A 728-nucleotide genomic window follows, 5' to 3' on the forward strand; every position below is an offset into this window, starting at 1 on the left:
GAGTTGTCGACGTCCGGGCGGACGTAGTTGTCATCGACCGCCAGCTTTGCCAGCGCCGTCGCCACATCCAGCAGTGCGAAGGCATGGGCGGCAGCGCGCAGATCTTCCGACGCCTCGGCGACCATCGCGGACAGCCGCTCGAAGATTTCCAGTTCCAGCCCAAGCGCACGGTCGCCGGCATTGGCGATCTTAGCTTCGATCTCGCCCAGTTCAGACGTGGTGAAGCGCACCTGCCCGGCCAGTGTCTGGCGATGGATGAAGGTCGCGTTCAGTGGCGCCTGCATCAGCTTGTCGCCGTGCTGCGCGGTGACTTCGACGAAATAGCCGAGCACATTGTTGTGACGGATCTTGAGGCCCTTCACGCCGGTGTCATCGGCATAGCGTGCCTGCATCGCGGCGACCACGAGGCGCGAGGCGTCGCGCAGATTGCGGGTCTCGTCGAGCGCAGCTTCGAAGCCTTCGCGCACGAAACCACCATCGCGCTTCAACAGCGGAAGATCGTCGGCCAGCGCCCGCGCAAAGGTCGCGGCGAGTTCGCGAGATGGCCGGCGCAGGCCGGTCATGGCGGCGGTGATATCCGCCGGCAGGTTGTCGATGGCGCCGAGGCGCGTCAGCACCTGATCGGCGGCAAGCACACCATCACGCAGACAGGCGAGATCGCGCGGACCACCGCGACCGACCGAAAGCCGCGCCAGTGCGCGCGACATGTCAGGCGCAGACTTCAGGGC

The 728-nt window shown here is 66.1% G+C and carries 1 pseudogene; it reads right to left on the reverse strand.

Features of this window, described 5'->3' with window-relative positions:
* Window positions 1-707: pseudogene (locus tag AC1DU6_RS33925) on the reverse strand (hypothetical protein); the annotation flags it as partial.
* Between the last annotated feature and the right edge of the window lie 21 nt (window positions 708-728).

It is taken from the genome of Roseateles sp. P5_B10 (assembly GCF_056400485.1).